The sequence below is a fragment of the Agromyces tropicus genome (genome assembly GCF_039531345.1).
Lineage (GTDB): Bacteria > Actinomycetota > Actinomycetes > Actinomycetales > Microbacteriaceae > Agromyces > Agromyces tropicus.
This window is the reverse complement of record NZ_BAAAPW010000004.1, coordinates 187,086-201,941: the sequence shown is the minus strand read 5'-3', so window position 1 is coordinate 201,941 and position 14,856 is coordinate 187,086. Positions and strand designations below refer to the sequence as shown.

At 73.0% G+C, this 14,856-nt stretch carries 15 protein-coding genes; 9 read left to right on the top strand and 6 right to left on the bottom strand.

Annotated features, from left to right (window positions below; genetic code table 11):
• Both ABD230_RS13405 and ABD230_RS13400 read left to right on the top strand, forming a co-directional pair.
• Complete coding sequence (locus ABD230_RS13405; protein WP_344375037.1) at positions 1-912, top strand: ABC transporter permease; 912 nt, start codon at positions 1-3, stop codon at positions 910-912.
• A gap of 128 nt (positions 913-1,040) precedes the next feature.
• Positions 1,041-1,811 (top strand): ABC transporter permease, encoded by a 771-nt coding sequence (locus ABD230_RS13400; RefSeq protein ID WP_425546239.1) that lies wholly within the window; start codon positions 1,041-1,043, stop codon positions 1,809-1,811.
• A 110-nt stretch (positions 1,812-1,921) separates the two neighbouring features.
• Here ABD230_RS13400 and ABD230_RS13395 read toward each other — a convergent pair whose 3' ends face one another.
• Positions 1,922-2,911 (bottom strand): asparaginase, encoded by a 990-nt coding sequence (locus ABD230_RS13395; protein ID WP_344375033.1) that lies wholly within the window; start codon positions 2,909-2,911, stop codon positions 1,922-1,924.
• Positions 2,912-2,914: 3 nt separating this feature from the next.
• Complete coding sequence (gene gabT / locus ABD230_RS13390; RefSeq protein WP_344375030.1) at positions 2,915-4,300, bottom strand: 4-aminobutyrate--2-oxoglutarate transaminase; 1,386 nt, start codon at positions 4,298-4,300, stop codon at positions 2,915-2,917.
• Between the two features lie 103 nt (positions 4,301-4,403).
• On the opposite strand from gabT, the gene ABD230_RS13385 reads away from it, so the two are divergent.
• Positions 4,404-4,883 carry an OsmC family protein gene (locus ABD230_RS13385; protein WP_344375027.1) on the top strand — a complete coding sequence of 160 codons (480 nt, stop codon included), beginning with the start codon at positions 4,404-4,406 and terminating at the stop codon, positions 4,881-4,883.
• A 12-nt stretch (positions 4,884-4,895) separates the two neighbouring features.
• Here ABD230_RS13385 and ABD230_RS13380 read toward each other — a convergent pair whose 3' ends face one another.
• A complete protein-coding gene (locus ABD230_RS13380; protein ID WP_344375024.1) occupies positions 4,896-5,810 on the bottom strand; it encodes a hypothetical protein in 915 nt (304 codons plus the stop codon).
• Positions 5,811-5,882: 72 nt separating this feature from the next.
• Positions 5,883-6,644: a lysophospholipid acyltransferase family protein gene (locus tag ABD230_RS13375; RefSeq protein ID WP_425546236.1), complete on the bottom strand. Its 762-nt coding sequence runs from the start codon at positions 6,642-6,644 to the stop codon at positions 5,883-5,885.
• An 86-nt stretch (positions 6,645-6,730) separates the two neighbouring features.
• Here ABD230_RS13375 and ABD230_RS13370 point away from each other — a divergent pair, with 86 nt between their 5' ends.
• The 6 genes from ABD230_RS13370 to ABD230_RS13345 all read left to right on the top strand — a co-directional run bounded on the left by ABD230_RS13370 (position 6,731) and on the right by ABD230_RS13345 (position 12,232).
• The gene (locus tag ABD230_RS13370; RefSeq protein ID WP_344375021.1) at positions 6,731-7,372 is read left to right on the top strand and encodes a hypothetical protein; all 642 of its coding nucleotides are present in this window, start codon (positions 6,731-6,733) and stop codon (positions 7,370-7,372) included.
• A 24-nt stretch (positions 7,373-7,396) separates the two neighbouring features.
• Positions 7,397-8,482, top strand: a complete 1,086-nt coding sequence (gene dxr / locus ABD230_RS13365) for a 1-deoxy-D-xylulose-5-phosphate reductoisomerase (RefSeq protein WP_344375018.1) — start codon at positions 7,397-7,399, stop codon at positions 8,480-8,482.
• Between the two features lie 79 nt (positions 8,483-8,561).
• Positions 8,562-9,887: a M50 family metallopeptidase gene (locus ABD230_RS13360; RefSeq protein ID WP_344375015.1), complete on the top strand. Its 1,326-nt coding sequence runs from the start codon at positions 8,562-8,564 to the stop codon at positions 9,885-9,887.
• A gap of 90 nt (positions 9,888-9,977) precedes the next feature.
• On the top strand, positions 9,978-11,150 hold the full coding sequence (locus ABD230_RS13355) for a sensor histidine kinase (RefSeq protein WP_344375012.1): 1,173 nt from the start codon (positions 9,978-9,980) through the stop codon (positions 11,148-11,150).
• On the top strand, positions 11,147-11,809 hold the full coding sequence (locus ABD230_RS13350) for a response regulator (RefSeq protein ID WP_344375009.1): 663 nt from the start codon (positions 11,147-11,149) through the stop codon (positions 11,807-11,809). Before ABD230_RS13355 ends, ABD230_RS13350 begins: the two co-directional genes overlap by 4 nt.
• Before the next feature lie 132 nt (positions 11,810-11,941).
• Positions 11,942-12,232: an SHOCT domain-containing protein gene (locus ABD230_RS13345; protein WP_344375006.1), complete on the top strand. Its 291-nt coding sequence runs from the start codon at positions 11,942-11,944 to the stop codon at positions 12,230-12,232.
• 78 nt (positions 12,233-12,310) lie between these two features.
• On the opposite strand, the gene ABD230_RS13340 is transcribed toward ABD230_RS13345, so the two are convergent.
• On the bottom strand, positions 12,311-13,573 hold the full coding sequence (locus ABD230_RS13340; RefSeq protein ID WP_344375002.1) for a low temperature requirement protein A: 1,263 nt from the start codon (positions 13,571-13,573) through the stop codon (positions 12,311-12,313).
• A gap of 94 nt (positions 13,574-13,667) precedes the next feature.
• Positions 13,668-14,852 carry an acetyl-CoA C-acetyltransferase gene (locus ABD230_RS13335; RefSeq protein ID WP_344374998.1) on the bottom strand — a complete coding sequence of 395 codons (1,185 nt, stop codon included), beginning with the start codon at positions 14,850-14,852 and terminating at the stop codon, positions 13,668-13,670.
• Positions 14,853-14,856: the final 4 nt, after the last annotated feature.

The following is a 14,856-nucleotide window of genomic DNA, read 5'->3' as shown; positions in this document are numbered from 1 at the left end:
ATGGCCTTCGCAGCTTTCTCGACGGCGGAGGTGCAGCCACAGGTCACGAGGCGGAAGAGCCCGATCGCGCTCTTCCTCCTGCTGCCGGGCATCCTCTACCTGGTCCTGTTCTTCCTGACGCCGCTGTTCTCGCTCATCCTCACCTCGCTGCAGGCGCCGAGCGAGTTCGGCGACATCGGCGTGTACGACTACGCGTTCAACTGGCAGAACTACGTCACGGTCATCCAGGACTACTGGCCGCACATCCTGCGCTCGTTCGGGTACGCCCTCCTCGCGACCGTGTTCGCGCTCCTGTTCAGCTACCCGATCGCGTACTTCATCGGCGTCAAGGCGCGTCGATGGCCGCTCCTGCAGAGCCTGATGCTCGTGCTCGTGATCGCCCCGTTCTTCATCAGCTTCCTCCTGCGGACCCTCGCGTGGAAGCAGATCCTGTCGGACGAGTCGCTCATCATCACCTCGCTCAAGGCCATCGGCCTGCTCGGCCCGGACGCGTACTTCGCCGGGACGCCGTTCGCCGTGGTCTTCGGCCTGACGTACAACTTCATCCCGTTCATGACGCTGCCGCTGTACACCACGCTCGAGCGGCTCGACACGCGCTACCTCGAGGCCGGCAGCGACCTGTACGCGAACGCGTTCACCGTCTTCCGGAAGGTCACGATCCCGCTGTCGATGCCGGGCATCGTCGCGGGCACGCTGCTCACCTTCATCCCGGCGGCCGGCGACTACGTCAACGCGAGCCGCGACTTCCTCGGAGGTCCGGACACGCAGATGATGGGCAACGTGATCGAGGCGAACTTCCTCGTGCTGCTGAACTACCCGGCGGCCGCGGCGCTCTCGATCATCCTGATGGCGGCGATCCTCATCCTCGTCGGCGTCTACGTCAAGCGTTCGGGAACGGAGGACCTGCTGTGAGCGGCGAAGTCCAAGCGGCGGCCGTCCTCGGCGGCCTGACCGAGAGCGAGGAGAGCGAGACCCGCCGACCGCCCCAGGCGCCCCGCCGGCGCCGGCTCGGCCTCGGCGACTGGCTCCTCCCGGCGTACGTGGTCATCGCGTTCGTCTTCCTGCTGATCCCGATCGCGTACACGTTCGTGTTCTCGTTCAACGACTCGCTGAAGTCGAACATCGCCTGGCGCGGGTTCACCTTCGACAAGTGGCTGAACGTCTGCAACGTCGAGGGCGGCGCGGTCTGCGAGGCGTTCGGCAACAGCATCCTGATCGGCGTGGTCTCGACGGTCGTCGCGACCACGCTCGGCACCATGATCGCGATCGCGCTCGTGCGGTACCGCTTCCGGGCGCGCTCGTCGATCAGCCTGCTGCTGTTCCTGCCGATGGCCACGCCCGAGGTCGTTCTCGGTGCCGGCCTCGCCGCGCAGTTCCTCGCCGTGGGCGTGCCGAAGGACATGACGACGATCATCCTGGCGCACACGATGTTCTGCATCAGCTTCGTCGTGGTGACGGTGAAGGCCCGCGTGGCGAGCCTCGATCCGGCGCTCGAGGAGGCCGGCCGCGACCTGTACGGGTCGCCGCGCGAGGTCTTCTGGCGGATCACGTTCCCGCTGCTGACGCCGGGCATCATGGCGGCGGCCCTGCTGTCGTTCGCGCTGAGCTTCGACGACTTCATCATCACGAACTTCAACTCCGGTTCGGTGACGACGTTCCCGAAGTACATCTACATCTCCGCGGCCCGCGGCATCCCGGCCGAGGCGAACGTGATCGCTTCGGCGGTGTTCATCGTGGCGCTCGTCATCGTGGTCGGCGCCCAGGTCTCCCGCGCGGCGCGCGCCAAGCGGCTCGCCGCGCAGACCGGCTGACGCCGCCCGCGCACACGAGCGGAGGCCGCGACCCGATCGGGTCGCGGCCTCCGTCGGTCCTGGGACGGATGCCCCGTGCCCGGCGCCGCGGGACTGCGGCCGACGTCGGACTAGACCGTCGAGCGGATGCGACCCACCACCCGGCCGCCGCCCAGCACGTCGAGGCCGAGCTCGGGCTCGGCCGCGTCGACGTCGGCGGCCGCGAGGGCGCCCTCGGCGACGAGCAGCCGCGCCGCGACGATCGCGGAGGCGCGCGGCGAGCCGTCGAGCATCTTCAGCGCCACGGTGGTCCCGTCGGGCGCGGTCATCACCTGGACGCCCTCGGCGCCGAACTTGGAGAAGACGCCGAGCCGGTCGATGAGCACCGAGTCGGGGCGCCCGGCGCCGGCGATCGCCCAGCCGTTCGCGCGCACGCCCTCGGTGAGTGCGGCCGACTCGCGGAAGAGCGCGAACGGCGAGGACGACGACGAGGTCGTGATCTTCTGGATGCCGCGCGCGAGCGCCGTGAGCCCGACCGCGTGCACGGGCGCGCCGCACCCGTCGATGACGCTCGCGGCCGGCCGCTCGCCGGTCAGCCGCTCGAGCACGTCGAGGATCCGCTTCTGCAGCGGGTGCTCGGGGTCGAGGTAGTCGTCGAGGGACCACGCGTTCGCGTGGCAGGCGAGCAGCATCGCGGCGTGCTTGCCCGAGCAGTTCATCGTGACCGGCTCGGCACGCCGGCCGGTGCGGACCAGCTCGTCGCGCGAGGCGCGATCGGTCGGGAACTCGGCCGGGCAGTGCAGGGCCGACGCCGACAGTCCCGCGCGGGCGAGCAGCCCGCGCACGAGCGAGACATGGTGCGGGGTGCCGCTGTGGCTCGCGGTCGCGATCGCCGCGTCCTCGCCCCGCAGCGTCACGCCCGAGGTCATGACGGCGAGCGCCTGGAACGGCTTCATGCTGGACCGGGGCAGCACCGGGGTGACGACGTCGCCCAGTTCGCGGACGACCTCGCCGTCGGGGTCGAGCACGACGGCCGAGCCGACGTGGCGGGACTCCACGAACCCGCCCCGCTCGACGACGGCGAGCTGGGCGGCGGAGGCGGCGGTGAAGGTCTCGCCCACGCGTCAGCCGAGCGTCGCGAACGCGTCGTCGAGCACGCCGAGCGCGTCCTCGATGAGCTCGTCGGTCATGCGGAGGCTCGGCAGGAACCGCAGCACGTTGCCCCAGGTGCCCGCGCTGAGGAACAGCACGCCCTGCTGCGCCGCGGCCGCGACGAGCCGCCCGACCGCCTCGGCGTTCGGCGCCTTCGTGGTCTCGGCGGTGCCCGGCTGCACGAGCTCGATCGCGATCATCGCGCCGCGTCCGCGGATGTCGCCGATGATGTCGTACTTCGCGCGCAGTCGCTCGAGGCCTGCGGTGAGCGTCGCCTCGATCCGGCGGCCCTCGCCGAGGAGGTCCTCCTCGTCGATGGTCTCGAACACGGCGATCGCGGCCGCGCAGGCGACCGGGTTGCCGCCGAACGTGCCGCCGAGCCCGCCCGGCTGGGACGCGTCCATGATCTCGGCGCGACCCGTGACGGCCGCGAGCGGGAAGCCTGCGGCGACGCCCTTGGCCGTGAGGACGAGGTCGGGGACCCAGCCGAAGTGCTCCGATGCGTAGAGGCGGCCGGTCCGTGCCATGCCGGACTGGATCTCGTCGGCGATCATCACGACGCCGTTCGCGGTGCACCACTCCTGCAGCGCCGGGAGGTAGCCGTCGGCGGGCACCATGAAGCCGCCCTCGCCCTGGATGGGCTCGACGACCAGGCACGCGAGGTCGCTCGCGCCGACGACCTTCTCGAGGTATCCGATGGTGCGCGCCGCGGCCTCCGGGCCGGTCAGGCCGTCGCGGTACGGGTACGAGCTCGGTGCGTGGTAGACGTCCCCGGCGAGCGGACCGAACCCGGTCGCGTACGGCATCGCCTTGTAGTTCATGGCCATCGTGAGGTTCGTGCGGCCGTGGTAGGCGTGGTCGAGCACCGCCACGGCGCGGCGCCCGGTGTGCTTGCGGGCGATCTTGACGCCGTTCTCGACGGCCTCGGCACCGGAGTTGACGAGCACGGTCTTCTTCGCGAAGTCGCCGGGCGTGTGGCGGGCGAGCAGCTCGGCGACGCGCACGTACTCCTCGTACGGCGTGATGGTGAACAGCGTGTGCAGCACGTCCCGGGCCTGGGCCGTCGCCGCTTCGACGACGCGGGTCGGCGTGTGCCCGGCGGTCGTGACGCCGATGCCGGCGCCGAAGTCGAGGAATCGGTTGCCGTCGACGTCCTCGAGGATCGCGCCGTGCGCACGCTCGATGTAGACCGGCAGGGCGCTCGACACGCCCGCCGACACGACGGCGGCGCGGCGGGCCTGCAGCTCCTGCGAACGGGGGCCGGGGATGGCGGTCACGACCCGTCGCTGCTGCGGCACGGGGGCCGACGCGGCCGACTCGGACGGCAGGGACTCGACGGGGAGCTGGGTGTCAGTCATGATCAGCCCAGCCTATCTCCGGAGCACGCGGGGACGTCGGGGGAGTGGTGCAGAATCGACGGCGGTGCGGACTCCGCCGCACCGTCCGAGGGAAGGGGCGGCGATGCTCGGCGAGCACCACTACGCGATCGAGCTGGAATGGGAGGGCGACCGCGGCGAGGGCACGGCGTCGTACCGCTCGTACGGGCGGCAGCATGCGGTGCGCGCGGCCGGCAAGCTCCACCCGATCGCCGGGTCGAGCGACCGCGCGTTCCACGGCGATCGCGATCGCTGGAACCCGGAGGAGCTCGTGCTGGCCGCGCTGGGCCAGTGCCACATGCTGTCGTACCTGCACGTCGCGGTGAACCACGGCGTCGTCGTGGTCGGGTACGAGGATGCCGCGACCGCGCTCATGCGCGAGGACGGCCGGGGCGGCGGGCGGCTCGTCGAGGCGGTCCTGCGCCCTCGCGTGACCGTCGCGGACGCGTCCATGGTCGAGCTCGCCGAGTCGCTGCACCACGAGGCGTCCGAGAAGTGCTTCATCGCGGCATCCGTCAACTTCGCCGTCCGGCACGAGCCGACGACGCTGGCCCGCGCCGAGTGACCGGCGGGGCGGTCAGGGCAGCGTCGGCGTCGGCGCCAGCGCCGACCCGGGCGGCGCCGGTGCGGGGCAGGGGTAGCCGCCGACGAGCCGCGAGCACGCGGGGAAGTACGCCGGCAGGCGCTCCTCGTGCGGGTCGCCGAACCACCGGTTCCAGATCCGCCAGAAGTTGAGGTTGCCGTACGTCGAGCAGTCGTCGCCCGCGGACGGGTCGCTCAGCACCGCGTCGTTGGGCTGGTAGGGCGTGTAGTTGTACAGGTTGGCCGTCGCCTGGTTGCGGATCCGCACCACGGTGGCACCGCACGACGCGTCGGGGTGGTACCCCACCTGGACGCGGCCCACCGCGAACTCGCGCTCTGGCTGGACCGTGTACTGCCGGAACTGCCAGGCCGCGTTGTACACCTGGTTGAAGAACCCGAAGTACTTGCGATCGCAGTCGGCGGTGTCGGGGCAGCCGTACCCCGTGGCGCGCTCGTACCCGTAGGCGCTCGGGTGGGTGAGCAGCGACTGCTCCTTCTGCAGCAGCACGAGCAGTGTGCGCGGGCTCACGCCGCAGGCGGTCGCCACCTCGGCGATGATCCGGCTCGCCGGGACGGCGTCGCCCGCCGGCACCCGCGTGCAGTGGCGTGGGCCGGCCGCGGCCACCGCCGGCACGTCCTCCACGTAGTCGGCGAGGCACGGCACGTCGTCGGCCGGCCGGCAGTCGCGCCCGGCGATGAAGTCCTGGATCTCCGGGGTCGTCATGGCGGCCGAGTCGTAGAAGGCGTCGTCGCTCACGATGAAGCCGGGGTCGAACTGGTCGGAGGACGGCACGCGGCGCTCGTCCGAGGTGAGGTCGCGCTCGATCCCGGGCGGCGGCGCGCAGGCCGACAGCACGAGTGCCGCGGATGTCGCGAGCACCGCGATCCACGTCCGCGCCGCCGTCCTCATCGGGCCGACCCTACCCGGGCGCGCCCGACCGACGCTGGGAATGTCCACCGGTGCGGCGCACCGCCGCGACGCTCAGACGCGCTCGCGCGGGGCGACGCGGTCGGCGATCCGGGCGAGGGTGCCCTGCGGCGGCGCCTCGTTGTAGGCGTCGGCGAGTTCCTGCCCGGTCAGGGCGTGGATGGCGGCCATGATCTCGTCGGTGGCGGCACGACGCGCGCGGCCGGACGACGCAGCGCCATGGTGCGAGAGGTCGAGCGGTTCGCCGAACCGCACGGTGACGGGGCGCACGCGCGGCATCGACGAGCCGACCGGCTGGATCTCCTGCGTGCCGACGAGCCCGACGGGCACCACGACCGCGCCGGTCGTGAGGGCGAGCCAGGCGATCCCCGTGCGACCCCGGTACAGCCGTCCGTCGAGCGACCGCGTGCCCTCGGGGTAGAGGGCGAAGGCGCTGCCCGCGTCGAGGATGCGTCGGCCCTGGTCGAGCGCGGCCTGCGCCTGGGCGCCGGCGCCCCGCTCGACGCTCACCGCCCCGATCGCGGTGAAGAACGTGCGCGAGATCCAGCCCGTGAGGCCCGTGCCGGTGAAGTAGTGCGACTTCGCGAGGAACTGCACCGGGCGCGGCGCGGCGAGCGGGATCACGATGCTGTCGACGAACGACAGGTGGTTCGAGGCGAGGATCACGGGGCCGGTGCGCGGTACGTGCTCGGTGCCGGTGATGGTCGGACGGTAGACCATGCGCACCAGCGGGCGCAGGACCCCTCGGACGAGCCCGTAGAGCGGGCCGGGCCGGGACGGCGGTGCGGGGACGGCGTCGGCCTCGATCTCACTCACGCCTCGACGGTACGTCAGGCAGTATGCGCGGCCCGGAATATGGAGACGGAGCGGAGTCGGCTCTCCGAGTGCGCCATCATGGGCGGATGGACACCGCAGCGGACGACGTCGTCGAGCTCGACGGCACCGGGGTCCGCGTGGTCGTCGTCACGGGCGGCCGGCGGGCCGCGAGCGTCGAGTCCGTGCTGCGCGCCCACCTCGCCGCGTCGGCCGGCGTGCCGTCCGACGACGTCGAGCTCGACGACGCCTGTCCCGTCTGCGGCGTCCGGCACGGCAGCCCGGTCGTGCGCTACCCGACGACCCCGTCCGGCGGCGCCTGGTTCGCCGACGCGGCCACGGGAGGCGGAGTCGTGGTCGCCGCGGTCGGCACCCGGCATCCGGTCGGCGTCGGCGTCGAGGCGGCCGCGCCCGAACCCGCTGCGGCGCTCGACGCCGCGGCGCTGCACCCCGAGGAGCGCGAACGGCTCGCGGTCCTCGACCCCTCCGCCCGGTCGATGGCGCGCGCGCAGCTCTGGGCGCGCAAGGCCGCGCTGCTGCGCGCGGTCGGGCACGTCGAGGTGCTCGAGCCCGCGCGGATCGCGCTCACGGCCCCCGGCGACGACGGCGGCGACGGGCGCGTCGTGCGCAGCGTCCCCGAGCTCGGCCCCGGCTGGGAGGACCTGCGGATCCTCGACGTCGCGGTGCCCGGCCGCGTCGCGGCATCCGTCGCGGTCCTCCCGCGCCGCTGACGCCCGCCCCCATAGAGTGGTCGGGTGCGCAGCGTCATCATCCTCGGGTCCACGGGTTCCATCGGCACGCAGGCGCTCGACGTCATCCGCGCGAACCCGCGCCGCTTCGACGTCGTCGGCCTCGCGGTCGGCTCGAACCGCGCCGAGCTGGAACGGCAGGCCGACGAGTTCGGGGTCGAGCACACGGCCGTCGGCATCGACGAGGCCGTGCAGCTCGTGCGGGACGTCGATGCCGACGTCGTGCTGAACGGCATCACGGGCTCGGTCGGCCTCGGGCCGACGCTCGCGACCCTCGAGCGCGGCACGACCCTCGCGCTGGCGAACAAGGAGTCGCTCATCGTCGGCGGCGACCTCGTCACCCGTCTCGCAGCACCGGGCCAGATCGTGCCGGTCGACTCGGAGCACTCCGCGATCGCGCAGGCGCTGCGGTCCGGCACCCACGACGAGGTGCGCCGGCTCGTGCTGACCGCCTCGGGGGGCCCGTTCCGCGGGCGCCGTCGCGAGGAGCTCGTCGACGTCACCCCTGCCGAGGCGCTCGCCCACCCGACCTGGGACATGGGCGTGGTCGTCACCACCAACTCCGCGACGCTCGTCAACAAGGGTCTGGAGGTCATCGAGGCGCACCTGCTCTTCGAGGTCGACTACGACCGGATCGACGTGGTCGTGCATCCGCAGTCGATCGTGCACTCCATGGTCGAGTTCATCGACGGGTCGACCATCGCGCAGGCCTCTCCGCCCGACATGCGGCTGCCGATCTCGCTCGGGCTCGACTGGCCGAACCGCGTGAGCGCGGCCGGCCGGCCGCTCGACTGGACGACCGCGCAGCGGTGGACGTTCGAACCGCTCGACGACGAGGCGTTCCCGGCCGTGCGGCTCGCCAAGCAGGTGGGCCGGGCCGGCGGCGAGTACCCCGCGGTCTACAACGCCGCGAACGAGCAGGCCGTCACCGCGTTCCACGACGGCCGGATCGCCTTCACCGACATCGTCGACACGGTGCGGGCCGTCGTGGACGCGCACGAGGCGCCGTCGGGCGCGCTCACGGTCGAGTCGCTCGCGGAGGCCGAGCGCGTCGCGCGTCGGGCCGCCGACGCGCGCATCGCGCGCGCCTGAGCGGCGTCGACCGCCGCCGCGACGCCGGTTCCCAGCCGGCGGACAGCGCGCCCCTAGGGAACGCCCCTACGATGACGGGGTGGAATCCGTGCTCGCATTCGTGATCGGCGTCGCCATCATCGTCGTCGGCCTCGCCCTCTCGATCGGCCTGCACGAGATCGGGCACCTGGTGCCCGCCAAGCTCTTCGGCGTCAAGGTGACGCAGTACATGATCGGCTTCGGGCCCACCATATGGTCCCGTCGGAAGGGCGAGACGGAGTACGGCGTCAAGGCGATCCCGCTCGGCGGCTACATCGCGATGATCGGGATGTTCCCGCCCGGCAAGGACGGCGCGACCCGCGAGGACAGCACCGGGTTCTTCCGGAACCTCGTGCAGGACGCGCGCGCCTCCAGCGCGGAGTCGATCACCCCCGGCGACGAGCACCGCGCCTTCTACCGCCTGCCGGTCTGGAAGCGCATCATCGTGATGTTCGGCGGCCCGTTCATGAACCTGGTGCTCGCCGTCGTGCTCTTCGGCGTGCTGCTCATGGGCTTCGGGATCACCCAGGCGTCGACGACGATCGGCACGGTCTCCGAATGCGCCCTTCCGGCGACCAGCGAGCGGCAGGCCTGCGAGCCCGGCGACCCGGCGGCGCCGGGCGCCGAGGCGGGGATCCGGCCCGGCGACACGCTCGTCTCGGTCGACGGCACCGCGATCGACTCGTGGACGGAGTCCACCGCGATCATCCGCGAGCACCCGGGCGAGCAGATCCCGGTCGTCGTCGAGCGCGCCGGCGAGCAGGTGACGCTGCAGGTCACGCCCATGCTGAGCGAGCGCTACGCGACCGACGAGTTCGGCCGGATCGTCACGGGCCCGGACGGCGAGCCGCAGACCGTCGAGGTGGGCTTCGTCGGCATCGGCGCGGCGACCGAGACCGTGCAGCAGCCGATCACGGCCGTGCTGCCCATGGTCGGGGAGAACGTGCGGGCCGTGGCCGGCATCATCGTCAACCTCCCGCAGCGCATGGTGGATGTTGCGAACGCCGCCTTCGGTCCGGACGAACGCGACCCGAACGGGCCGATCTCGGTCGTCGGCGTGGGGCGCGTCGCCGGTGAGATCGCGAGCCTCGACGACGTGCCGATCGCGTCCCGCGCGGCCGGGCTCGTCGGCATCCTCGCCTCGCTCAACGTGGCCCTCTTCGTCTTCAACCTGATCCCGCTGCTGCCGCTCGACGGCGGGCACATCGCCGGCGCGCTCTGGGAGGCCATCCGCCGCGGCTGGGCGAAGCTGCGCCGCCGGCCCGATCCCGGGCCCGTCGACCTCGCGAAGCTGATGCCGCTCACGTTCGCCATGGTCGTCATCCTCGGCGGCATGAGCGCGCTGCTCATCTACGCGGACATCGTCAAGCCCGTCAGTCTGTTCTAGCACGGCCTGTCCGCGTACTCCCTGCGGAGTACGCGTGCCGACGCCCGCCGCCGGATCCGGGCCGGTGCGGGCCGGCGTTACGATCGGAGGATGCCCCTGTCGACGTGGGACGGCACGGCCCAGTGGCCGGGCCGGCCGGAGCAGTTCCGCCCGCCGCCCGCGGTCACGCTGCTCGTCCCCGTCGTCGTCAGCGCGATCGTGCAGGTGCCCGGCACGATCGGCGTCGCCGCGTGGTTCCACCTGCGGCCCGGCATCGCGCTGCTCGGGATCGCGCTCGCCGTGGCCGGACCCCTCGCGCTGCTCGGCGCGCGTCGCGCGCCCGGGCCCGTCGTCGCGATCGTCACCGCGCTCGCGCTCGCGGACCTCCTGACGCCTCCGGACGTCGGCCCGCCCTACGTCGCCCTCGCCTTCGCCATCGTGCTCGCGGTCGCGCGCGGCGCGCTGACGTGGGCGGTGGTCTCGGTCGTGGCCGGCTGGGTGCTCGCGATCGCACTCGGCTCCCTGCTCGGCCTGTCGTGGCATCCGTTCCGGATCGCAGCGACGACCGCCCTGGTCGCCGCGTGCTTCGGCATCGGCGCGTTCGTGCGCGTGCGGCGCGAGCGCGCGGCCGAGTTCCGCGCGGAGACCGTGCGGCGGCGGCGCACCGCCGAGGAGCGCGAGCGGATCCGGATCGCGCGCGAGCTCCACGACGTGATCGGGCACGCGCTGTCGCAGATCAACGTGCAGGCCAGCGTCGGGCTCCACCTCATGGACCGCGACCCCGAGCAGGCGCGCACCGCGCTCGAGAACGTGAAGACGACCTCGAAGACCGCGCTCGAGGAGGTGCGCAGCGTGCTCGGCGTGATCCGCGCCGACGCCGACGCCGACGCGCCGCTCGCGCCGCAGGCGGAGCTGGCCGAACTCCCACGGCTCGTCGCCGGCGTGCGCTCGCCGGGCTTCGAGGTCGAGCTGGTCGACCGGCTGGAGCAGGTGCCCGGCCGCGCGGTGCAGTTCGCGGCGTACCGGATCGCGCAGGAGGCGCTCACGAACGTGGTGCGCCACGCGGACGCGACGCGGGCGGTGCTCACCGTGGAGCGGCTCGAGGGCGACCTGCTCCTCACGGTCGACGACGACGGGCGGGGAAGCGACGACGCCGTGCCGGGCAGCGGCATCCTCGGCATGCGCGAGCGGGCCGCGCTGCTCGGCGGCACGGTCCAGGTCGAGCGGTCGCCGCACGGCGGCACGCGCGTCACGGCCCGGCTTCCGTGGAGCGCTGTCGCATGATCCGGGTGGCGCTCGCCGACGACCAGCTGCTCGTCCGGGCCGGCTTCCGCGCCCTCCTGTCGGCGGAGCCCGACATCGAGGTGGTCGGCGAGGCGTCGACCGGGGAGGAGCTGCTGGACCTCGTCCGCGCCGCGCCCGTCGACGTGGTGCTCATGGACATCCGGATGCCGGGCGGCGACGGCCTGTGGACCACGGAGCGGATCGCCGCGGACCCGGCGCTCGCCGGGGTGCACGTCGTCGTCGTCACGACCTTCGAGCTGGACGAGTACGTGGCGCGCGCGGTGCGCGCCGGCGCGAGCGGCTTCCTGGTGAAGGACACCGAGCCCGCGGACCTCATCCGCGCGGTGCGCGTCGTGGCGGGCGGCGACGCGCTGCTGTCGCCGGGCGTGACCCGGCGGCTCCTCGAGCGCATGGCGACCGGCCTGCGCGAGGGGCCGGATCCGGAGGCCCTCGACGCGCTCACCGAGCGCGAGCGCGAGGTGCTGCGGCTCGTGGGCCAGGGGCTCACGAACGACGAGATCGCGGCGCGGCTCGTGCTGAGCCCACTGACGGCGAAGACGCACGTCTCCCGCATCATGGCGAAGCTGCACGCCCGCGACCGGGTGCAGCTCGTCGTCGTCGCATACGAGACCGGCCTCGTCGCCCCGGGCTGGCAGTAGCGCGCGCACCTCGCGCCGATGCTCCCGTGGGAGTAGTCCGAGTGCCTCCCGCCGGCCGATGTGCGGCACGGTGCGCGCCGCGAGGCTGTGATCGACGGCCCGCTCAGGGGCCGCACGATCAAGGAGTCAGACATGCTCACCACCCTCGCCGCCGCGTCCGCGGTCACCCACGTCGGCCCGTGGGGCGCCGGATTCGGCTGGGCGTTCCTGTTCGTCCCGATCCTCTGGATCCTCGTCATCGGCCTCCTCGTGTTCCTCGTCACGCGGCGCCGTCGTGCCTGGTACGGCGCGGACGGGCCGCCCTGGGCCCGCTCGGGCTCCGCGGAGTCGACGCTGGGCGAGCGCTTCGCGAACGGGGACATCGACGAGGCGGAGTACCGCGCGCGACTGGAGGTGCTGCGCGCCAACCGGCCCGGGCAATGACCGGTCGGCAGTTCCGGGGGTGGGGCGGATGCCGCGGCATCCGCCCCACCGTCGGCGTCGGCCGACGCCGCGACGGCGTCAGGCGAGCGAGCGCGCCAGGGCGGCCGCCTGGTGCCGGTGGCCGATCGTCTCGTAGCCCACGATCACGACCACGGGCGCGAGCGCCGCGATCACGATGCCGGTGCCCATGGAGGCACCTCGCGCCACCGTCCAGACGGCGATCGCGAGCGGCACGAGGCTGCCCGCGAAGAGCACCACGTGGAAGGGATCGAATTCCTGCAGCAGCGCGGTGTACAGGGCGAACAACGCGAACAGGAAGACCGCCACGGGGACGACGACCGTCAGCAGCGCCTGCGTGTCGTCGACGTGCGCGGTGCCCTCGATGACGAACGCCGCGACGTGGAGCCCGGCGCCGGTCGCCGCCAGGGACGCGAAGACCACGAGGTGGCCGTAGCCCCACCGGAACCCGCGGCGCCGGTGCCGCTCGAGCACGGGCGCCGACGGCATGATGAAGTACACCCACCAGAGCCCGAAGGCCAGCAGCACGCCGCCGACCGTGACGAGGACGGCCTCGACGTCCCATCCCTGCTCCTCGACGACCGCGCTGATCGCGAGGATCGTGCCGAGCACGATCTCGCCGAGCGTGATGATGACGAGCAGCCCGTAGCGCTCGGCGATGTGGTGCGCGTGCCATGGCGTGCCGCCGACGTAGCGCTCGACCACGAAGGGGACCGCCATCTCGAACGTCACCAGCACGACCCAGGCGACGAAGGCGCCCTCGAGGGGCGGACGGACGACGAGCAGGGTGATCCAGCCGACCTGCGCGAGGGACACGAGGCCCGCGTAGGCGAGGGCGGTGGGCCGTCGCGCCCGGTCGTGCCGGGCGGCCCGCAGCCACAGGGCGACGACCGCGACGCGCATGATGACGTAGCCGATGACCACGATGCGGTTCTCGAGCTCGCCGCCGGCGTCGATCGACGAGAACGACTCCGGCAGGCCCAGCGCGAGCACGATGACGCCGATCATCACGACCATGGTGGCGATGCGGAAGAAGACGTCGTCGTTGTCGTACGCGGACGCGAGCCACGCGTAGTTGATCCACGCCCACGCGATCGCGAACACCGCGAAGACGAACCCGGCGGTCGCCGACGCGACGTGGCCGAGCTCGAGCAGGTGCGCGGTCTGCGTGCCGGCGGCGCTGAACGCGGCGACGAACACGAGGTCGAAGAAGAGCTCCAGGGGCGTGGCGGAGCGGTGCGGCTCGTCGGGGTCGCGTCCGGTCATCCGGCGCAGCCGGTGGTCGAGTCCGGTCGGCGCCGGGCGTCCGGTCGTCCCGCTCATGGCGTCCCCTCCCCGCTCGGCGGTCATCCGTGCCGCGGAGTCATTCTGCACCAGGCACGGCGCCGCCGACCGGGGAGGATCGGCGAGGGGAGGGTCAGCGCGAGAGCAGGAGCGCCTCGCCCTGGCCGCCGCCGCCGCAGAGCGCGACGGCCGCCTTCCCGTGGTCGCGGCGGGAGAGCTCGAGCGCGGCGTGCAGCGCGAGCCGCGCACCGGACGCCCCGATCGGGTGGCCGAGCGCGATGGCGCCGCCGTGCACGTTGACCGTCTCGGGGTCGAGCGAGAGGTCCTTCATCGACTGCAGCGAGACCGCTGCGAAGGCCTCGTTGATCTCGACGAGGTCGAGGTCGCCGGACTCCCAGCCGGCGCGGTCGAGCGCGGCGGCGATCGCGTTGGAGGGCTGCGAGTGCAGCGAGTTGTCGGGCCCGGCGACCTGGCCGGACGCGCCGACGAGGGCGAGCCACGGGAGCCCGCGCTCCTCGGCCCAGGCCCTGCTGGCGACGACGACCGCCGCCGCGCCGTCGGAGATCGGCGACGAGTTCCCGGCGGTGATGGCGCCGCCCTCGGCGAACGCCGGGCGGAGCTTCGCGAGGGTCTCGGGGGTCGAGTCGGGGCGCACGCCCTCGTCGACGGAGACGACGACCGGGTCGCCCTTGCGCTGCGGGATCTCGACCGGCACGATCTCGTCGTCGAAGCGCCCGTCGGCCTGGGCCTTCCCCGCACGGACGTGCGAGGCCGCCGCGACCTCGTCCTGCTCGGCGCGCTCGAGGCCGTACCTCGCGTTGAAGCGCTCGGTGGAGGCGCCCATCGACTCGTGGTCGAACGCGTCCGTGAGGCCGTCGTGCGCGGTGACGTCGAGCATCTCGACGCTGCCGTAGAGGTGGCCCGTGCGCGAGCCGGGGAGGATGTGCGGGGCGTTGGTCATCGACTCCTGGCCGCCGGCGACGACGACCTCGGCCTCGCCGAGGCGGATGAGCCGCGCGGCGTCGGCGATGGCGACGAGGCCAGACAGGCAGACCTTGTTGATCGTGACGGCGGGCACGCGCCAGGGGATGCCGGCGGCCACAGCCGACTGCTTCGCCGGGTTCTGGCCGGCACCCGCCTGGAGCACCTGGCCCATGATCACGGCGTCGACGTCGTCGGGCGAGACGCCGGACTTCTCGAGGGCGCCGCGGATGGCGATCGTGCCCAGCTCGACGGCGCTCAGCCTGCCGAGGTTGCCGGCGATGCGGCCGAACGGCGTGCGGGCGCCGGCGACGATGACGACGTCGGGGAAGCTCATGACG

Excerpts from the sequence above, each read along its gene's own strand:
- ABD230_RS13405 (WP_344375037.1), top strand. The coding sequence starts at position 1 with ATGGCCTTCGCAGCTTTCTCGACGGCGGAGGTGCAGCCACAGGTCACG.
- gabT (WP_344375030.1), bottom strand. The coding sequence starts at position 4,300 with ATGACTGACACCCAGCTCCCCGTCGAGTCCCTGCCGTCCGAGTCGGCC.
- ABD230_RS13385 (WP_344375027.1), top strand. The coding sequence starts at position 4,404 with ATGCTCGGCGAGCACCACTACGCGATCGAGCTGGAATGGGAGGGCGAC.
- ABD230_RS13380 (WP_344375024.1), bottom strand. The coding sequence starts at position 5,810 with ATGAGGACGGCGGCGCGGACGTGGATCGCGGTGCTCGCGACATCCGCG.
- ABD230_RS13370 (WP_344375021.1), top strand. The coding sequence starts at position 6,731 with ATGGACACCGCAGCGGACGACGTCGTCGAGCTCGACGGCACCGGGGTC.
- ABD230_RS13355 (WP_344375012.1), top strand. The coding sequence starts at position 9,978 with ATGCCCCTGTCGACGTGGGACGGCACGGCCCAGTGGCCGGGCCGGCCG.
- ABD230_RS13350 (WP_344375009.1), top strand. The coding sequence starts at position 11,147 with ATGATCCGGGTGGCGCTCGCCGACGACCAGCTGCTCGTCCGGGCCGGC.
- ABD230_RS13345 (WP_344375006.1), top strand. The coding sequence starts at position 11,942 with ATGCTCACCACCCTCGCCGCCGCGTCCGCGGTCACCCACGTCGGCCCG.
- ABD230_RS13340 (WP_344375002.1), bottom strand. The coding sequence starts at position 13,573 with ATGAGCGGGACGACCGGACGCCCGGCGCCGACCGGACTCGACCACCGG.
- ABD230_RS13335 (WP_344374998.1), bottom strand. The coding sequence starts at position 14,852 with ATGAGCTTCCCCGACGTCGTCATCGTCGCCGGCGCCCGCACGCCGTTC.